The sequence below is a fragment of the Geobacillus sp. B4113_201601 genome (assembly GCF_001587475.1).
Taxonomy (GTDB): domain Bacteria; phylum Bacillota; class Bacilli; order Bacillales; family Anoxybacillaceae; genus Geobacillus; species Geobacillus icigianus.
In genome coordinates, this window is sequence record NZ_LQYX01000109.1 from 5,529 (window position 1) to 11,895 (window position 6,367).

The following is a 6,367-nucleotide window of genomic DNA, read 5'->3' on the forward strand; positions in this document are numbered from 1 at the left end:
GATATTCAGCTATTTTAAAAGTTAAAATAGAAAAGTCGTGTGCCTATGAAATTCAGCGTTTTTTCCTAGGATCTGCATCATGAAATCCTTGATATTGCAGCATTTTGGCCATTTTCATTTGCCTAAAATGGTCTCAAAACTGTCGAACTCGGGATCTCGAAGGAAGAACTTTGCGACCTTCGCTTTTTGGAGCAAAAACAGAACGTCCTGCTTTTAGGTTCGCCGGGAACAGGAAAAACCCATCTCGCCACCTCATTAGGATTAAAAGCGTGTGAACGGGGCCATGAAGTTCGGTTTTTCCGTGTCGCCGATCTTGTCGCCCAGCTCGAAGAAGCGTTAAAAGGCGGCACCCTCGGACGGCTCAAACGGCAAATCGACACATGCGAGCTGTTGATTTTGGACGAACTCGGCTATGTACCTTTTCAAAAGCAGGGGTCGGAACTGCTGTTTCACATCATTGCCGATTGTTATGAACGAAAAAGTGTCATCGTGACACCGAATTTAGAGTTTGGACAATGGAATCGGGTGTTTGGGGACAACCGCCTGACGGCGGCGCTGGTGGATCGTTTGGTCCATCACGCCCACATTCTCGCGTTTACGGGAGAGAGCTACCGCTTGCGGCACGCGCTTTCTGCCGTTCAGTCACCCCCTTCTCACTCGGTTGAACGATAAATTCATGGAGCAGGCAAGCCTATGTATTTTTTCTTGCAATTCTCTGCACTTTTTGCTTGCAAAAAACACTAATACCCAATTCTTTCGCCACCGTTTCGTATCCCACGCCCTCTTTCAAATATAAATCCACAGCTTTCTTTTTAAACTTTGCATCATATGTTTTTCGTATTTTTCCTATAAAAAAATCCCCTCCATAGTAGACAGATTAATTGGCTTTCTTTTTTCTGTCTACTATAAGGGGATCATATCATTTTTGGCTTTTAACTTCATCAGAATTCTTTTGCTCTTTCATTGAAAAGACTAGCCTGCCAAATCCACCCGCTACAAACAAAATTAGGAACAATGTCGAGTTTTCCTTGAAAAACTCAATTCCAACATACCTACCAATTGTACCTAGCGCTCCTATCAAAAACACGATATCTAATAAGAACTTCATTAGAATCCTCCATTCTCATTATTAATATCTCACTAATAGCTTAATTTTTAAAATCGTTGTTATCAACTTATGTTTAAAAAACATATTTCTCTAGCTATCGTATGAAGTTTTAAGTTTATTAATTAAGAAAACAGGCCGCGGCGTTGGATTTTCCCCCCTATGTTTGAAGGAAATTTTAATGATTGGGGCAATTATATTTTTTTATTACCTCATAATTCTCAATCAATTATTTTCATAAGACTTCACGACACAAGAACAAACATTTACTTTCTGACAAATTTTAGAGTCATACTGAACGCTATATTCATTTGAATTAGGTAAATGAGTTATTTATCTAAAGTTTTTTCAACCAATCACGAGGTGTAAATATGGAATACTTTGATCATTAGAAAAACCTACCCCATTAATAAATTGTATCTGATATTGAAGATGGGGATAATATCAATGACCAATTTTTTGTAATCGTTCCTAAAAACTTATCATACCAGCACAGAAAAAATATACAAGTAATTAAATTTAAAGTAAAAAGAGGTTATAATCATCTAATAAAGTTAGTATGCAATTAGAATTTTAAGCTTCTCATTTTCAATTATCTCGACTCTCCATCAAAAGAACGCAAGCACTAGAGCTATTTAGCGACCACATCTAGATTATCGTTTAAGAAGATTTCCTCTAAAGAAGGTTCATGTACATTAACTCGATATATGTCAATTTTATGTTTGGTGAATGCCCGAATAATCAGGGGGATTTTTTCTTCTGAGTCTACGACTAAAGAAGTCCTATTTTCTGTTGTCTTGATGTCACGGCCAACAGTTTCTAGAAACTTTAAAATTAATTCTTTTTGTGGAAATGGCGAATGCTTAATATCCACATGAATAGAAGACATATAATGGGATCTTAATTCCTCTAATGTTCCTTCATTCAAAATACGACCATTTTTCATGATGGCAATTCTTGTACAAATCTTTTCCACTTCATGGAGGTTATGAGAAGTCATAAAAATTGTTTTTCCTTCTTTTTGTAGATTTACAATTAATTTTTGAATATTTAAACCAGATTCCGCATCAATACCAGAGGTTGGCTCATCTAAAAAGATTAAATCCGGATTATGTATAATAGCTTGAGCAATTCCCAATTTTTTCTTCATACCAAATGAAAATTTTCCAGCCTTTTTATGGGCATGTTCCAGTAAGCCGACTCGTTTTAAAATGTATTCACAATGCTCTGTTGAAACCTTATATCCACTTATTTTTGCGTAATATTTTAAATGATCTATAGCAGTTAATGAGTCATAAAATGTTGAATAGTCAGGTAAAACTCCAATACGGTGCTTAACTTTTTTTAAATTTGGTTCATCTAACAACTTAAAGCTTCCGGAAGTAGGTTTTATAATACCATTAATTATATTGATAAACGTAGATTTACCGGCACCGTTTCTTCCTAAAAAACCATAAATTTCCCCCTTCTTTACCTTTAAGTCTACATTATCTACCACTGTTTTGGATCCATAAATCTTCGTGATCCCTGTAGCCTCTATCACATTCATTACAAATCCCTCCTGTTAAACAACACAATTCCAAGCATTAATAACCCAATTGCATAAATAAAATTTACCAATATGTAAAAATCACCTAATAAAGCATAATAGTAAGGAGTAAAGAATTTAAACCAACTAATGAAAACGTTATTTGAATGGATTACCAAAAAACTTAACACTGGAAAAGCCAAGGCAAAAACAACACCAAAAAACATGGTTATCGCTGGTTTTGGAAAGATAACGGAAAAAACAAGGTTATAGGCGATTGCTACTGAAATAAACCCCATACATTCTAAGATGCCCCACCATAAAAAGTTTTTAGATACGAATGCAATTAAAACAAAGGATGTAAAAATACAAAAAAACCAAAACAGCCAAATCCCTAAATATTTACCAATAATGATTTTAACCCGAGAAGTTTTGGTCACAAGAAACCTCATTGTTCGTGTACTCACTTCTCGGTTGATGACATCGTGTGATAAACTTGAAATGAAAAGAAACCCTAATAAAAATACAATAGATGCGATACCGGTAGCATATCCATCCTTACCCGTGTTGACATCTAACCGATCTGTTATGGTTGTCATTAAATCTGCCGTCCAATAAGTAACTCCAAAAATAATGGCAACGATAATAATGGATTTAATACTTTTAAAAAGTCCCTTAAACTCATGGAAACAAATCGTCCACATACCAATCACTCCTTTCAATTTTTAGTATAATATAAAGTAGTTTATTTCCTTATTAACGGCACCTTAACATTTTCTTAAATTGCAAAGGAGTTGGTATTATGGAAAATTCAAGAATTTTAATCGTTGATGATGAAGAATCCATTCTTAATATGCTTAAGCTCGTGTTAAACAAAGAAGGGTTCACATCTGTACATACTTGTACAAATGGAACGGATGCGTTGCGTCTACTTGAGCAAAAAAAATTTGACCTTATCATTTTGGATATTATGCTTCCGGATATGTCGGGTTTAGATATATGTCGAGCTATTAGGAAAATATGTGATGCCCCTTTATTTTTCATTTCAGCTAAATCATCAGATCTTGATAAATTAACAGGATTTGCACATGGATGTGATGATTACATCACAAAGCCGTTTAACCCTCTTGAAGTGGTTGCTAGAGTAAAGGCACAACTACAACGATATCTTTCTAAGAATAATGAAAAACAAGCAGAAATTTTAGATTTTGGACGTTTTAAGCTTAATTTGACATCAGCTGAGCTAATCGTTGAAGACAAACCTGTACCTTGTTCGGCCCAGGTTTACCGACTCCTTGCTTTTTTTTGCAAACATCCTAACCAAGTTTTTACAAAAGAACAGCTCTATTACCAGGTATGGGGGGATGATCAGTTGACTGACGATAATACTGTCATGGTTCACATTAGAAAAATTAGAGAGAAAATTGAAAAGGATCCAAGCAATCCACAATACTTAAAAACTGTTAGGGGGATAGGTTATAAATTGGTTACTGAGGAGAAAATGCAACCATGAGCCTAAGTAAAAGGTTAACCTTGCATTTTGTATTACATTTTATCCTCATGTTATGTTTTATTTTGCTATTCATTTTAGGTTCTTTCTTTTTTTTATCTTATTTTATTTTGGAATCGGAAATGAAGTCTGATTTTGCGAGGGTGAGTGAAGAGTATTTAGATCTTGCAATCACAATAAAAAATGGCAAAGCAGTTATAAATAAGAGTATAAAGGAATCTATTCAGAAAAAAGGGGGATGGCTACAAGTTGTCGATTCGAAAGGTTATGTGATCGGAGAATATAATACACCAAAAGAATTGCCAAAACGCTATAGTTTTACAGACATTTTATCCATGGATTTAAACAATTTTCGGATCCATTATTGGATTTTAGAGAAAGAAAATTCTTCAGAAGTTACTATCATTCATGGAGAGCCATTAAAAAGTAAACAGATCTTAAACACACTGTTACGATCAAACTCCTTTCCTAATATCAATACTGATTTTAAAGAGTACTTAGTTAAAAATGATGCATGGATTCAAATCTACGACGCAAGTGGAAATGTGGTATACAGCTATCATGCGCCTCCAAACTTAAAGTTTACCTATACAGAGATTCTGTCAATGAAAAAAAGACCTTGGAATTCTAAAGTAGACATTTCTAGTTATTATTTCAAAGAAAAAGACCTGATTTTTTTAGTGGGCACCTACAATCCCTATTACAGTCCAGACCACATTACCGATAGTATCATTAGTGCCTCTTTTTTGAAGAGCTTTCTTATTGTCTTCGGTACACTTATTGTATTCGCTATTATTATTTCAATTTGGTATGGTAAGAAGTTCGGTAAACCATTGCTTTATATGATGAAATGGATTAATAATATGTCAAAAGGGAATTTCATGGAACCAAAGGACAAAAAAGGGAGGGTACCAATATTAAATAAGAAAGGGAGCTTACATAAGCGTTATAAAATATTTAAAGAGGTTGTCGATTCTTTATATACTTTGTCTAAGACTTTGCAGCAAAATGAAGAAAATCAGCGAAGGATGGAGAAAACTCGAGAGGAATGGATTACTGGTCTTTCTCATGACTTAAAGACACCATTGAGTTCTTTATATGGTTTTTCTGCTTTATTAGCATCTAACCAATATCAATGGTCTTCGGAAGAAATAATGGAAATGGGACGTATCATGAAAGAGAAAGCAGTGTATATGAGCGAGTTAATTGAAGATCTAAATCTAACATACAGACTGAAAAATAATGCTCTCCCTATTAATAAAGAAAAAACGGACATCGTATCTTTAATCAAAGAATTCCTCTCTACTTTTTCAACAACGACCGAAGCTAAAGATAAAGAAATTTATTTTGAGAGTGCTCAAGATACCATCTTTCTTGAGATCGATCTAAAGTGGTTTATGAGAATATTAGATAACATACTGACTAATGCAGTAAAATATAATAAGCCTGGGACAAAAATCAAAGTCAAAGTTGAATCGAACCATCAACGTACGATTATCTCTATAGAAGATAATGGAATAGGAATGGATGAAGAAACAGTGAAAAACCTCTTTAATCGTTATTATCGAGGCGGGAATACTCAAGATAATGATAGTGGATCCGGATTAGGAATGGCAATAGCTCATCAGCTAGTAGTGGCTCACGGTGGAGAAATTGTAGTGGAAAGTCAGAAACATGTCGGAACTATCATAAAAGTTGTATTCTACCATAAAAATGATGTATAAAAAACTAAAAACACTTGATGGAGTCAGTCAAGACTTTGTGGAGAACATTTTTTCGGTCTACTACGGGCGTTGTCAATCACCGGTTGATAGACCATTTTTAGGAATTGATATCGTAAGCGCTTTCGGACTCTCATCCCTCTTCTTGAGCTGATTTTTGCTCGATCCGTTTTTTTACATCCACCCGCCATCCCGAAGCGCCGACAATGCTTGGTAGATCGGCGTCCCCGATGACTGTTGAAGATACGGGATGTTCTGGCGCATCACCTCCGCCAACAACCGCCCTGCCTTCCGTTTGGCCTGTTTGATCCGCTGGGGCTCTTCCTCCTCCAACTGCCCCGTTCTCCACCCTATTCCGTCGATTTGGGCCACCATCGCCTTCAGAAACGCCCAAAGTCCTTGGTCCTTCCACCCGAGTTCGACAGTGACTAGGCAAACAAAATGCCTCTCATCCCTTGATACCAAAGGGACGAGAGGCATTTGGGCATACGTTGGGCGTGTAT

At 35.8% G+C, this 6,367-nt stretch carries 6 protein-coding genes and 1 pseudogene; 3 read left to right on the top strand and 4 right to left on the bottom strand.

What is annotated here, in order from left to right; translation table 11 throughout:
• Window positions 1-156: 156 nt before the first annotated feature.
• Window positions 157-672: pseudogene (gene istB / locus B4113_RS15090) on the top strand (IS21-like element helper ATPase IstB); the annotation flags it as partial.
• A gap of 247 nt (window positions 673-919) precedes the next feature.
• Here istB and B4113_RS15095 read toward each other — a convergent pair.
• The 3 genes from B4113_RS15095 to B4113_RS15105 all read right to left on the bottom strand — a co-directional run bounded on the left by B4113_RS15095 (window position 920) and on the right by B4113_RS15105 (window position 3,337).
• Complete coding sequence (locus B4113_RS15095) at window positions 920-1,108, bottom strand: hypothetical protein (RefSeq protein ID WP_033844665.1); 189 nt, start codon at window positions 1,106-1,108, stop codon at window positions 920-922.
• A 628-nt stretch (window positions 1,109-1,736) separates the two neighbouring features.
• On the bottom strand, window positions 1,737-2,654 hold the full coding sequence (locus B4113_RS15100; protein WP_033020020.1) for an ABC transporter ATP-binding protein: 918 nt from the start codon (window positions 2,652-2,654) through the stop codon (window positions 1,737-1,739).
• The gene (locus tag B4113_RS15105; RefSeq protein ID WP_033844666.1) at window positions 2,654-3,337 is read right to left on the bottom strand and encodes a membrane protein; all 684 of its coding nucleotides are present in this window, start codon (window positions 3,335-3,337) and stop codon (window positions 2,654-2,656) included. Before B4113_RS15105 ends, B4113_RS15100 begins: the two co-directional genes overlap by 1 nt.
• A 98-nt stretch (window positions 3,338-3,435) precedes the next feature.
• On the opposite strand from B4113_RS15105, the gene B4113_RS15110 reads away from it, so the two are divergent.
• On the top strand, window positions 3,436-4,146 hold the full coding sequence (locus B4113_RS15110) for a response regulator transcription factor (protein ID WP_033019551.1): 711 nt from the start codon (window positions 3,436-3,438) through the stop codon (window positions 4,144-4,146).
• Window positions 4,143-5,867 carry a HAMP domain-containing sensor histidine kinase gene (locus B4113_RS15115; protein WP_033844667.1) on the top strand — a complete coding sequence of 575 codons (1,725 nt, stop codon included), beginning with the start codon at window positions 4,143-4,145 and terminating at the stop codon, window positions 5,865-5,867. Before B4113_RS15110 ends, B4113_RS15115 begins: the two co-directional genes overlap by 4 nt.
• A gap of 171 nt (window positions 5,868-6,038) precedes the next feature.
• Here B4113_RS15115 and B4113_RS15120 read toward each other — a convergent pair.
• Window positions 6,039-6,367: UPF0236 family transposase-like protein (locus B4113_RS15120; protein ID WP_235598030.1), on the bottom strand; the 329-nt coding region annotated here is incomplete at its 5' end.

Excerpts from the sequence above, each read along its gene's own strand:
- B4113_RS15095 (WP_033844665.1), bottom strand. The coding sequence starts at position 1,108 with ATGAAGTTCTTATTAGATATCGTGTTTTTGATAGGAGCGCTAGGTACA.
- B4113_RS15100 (WP_033020020.1), bottom strand. The coding sequence starts at position 2,654 with ATGAATGTGATAGAGGCTACAGGGATCACGAAGATTTATGGATCCAAA.
- B4113_RS15105 (WP_033844666.1), bottom strand. The coding sequence starts at position 3,337 with ATGTGGACGATTTGTTTCCATGAGTTTAAGGGACTTTTTAAAAGTATT.
- B4113_RS15110 (WP_033019551.1), top strand. The coding sequence starts at position 3,436 with ATGGAAAATTCAAGAATTTTAATCGTTGATGATGAAGAATCCATTCTT.
- B4113_RS15115 (WP_033844667.1), top strand. The coding sequence starts at position 4,143 with ATGAGCCTAAGTAAAAGGTTAACCTTGCATTTTGTATTACATTTTATC.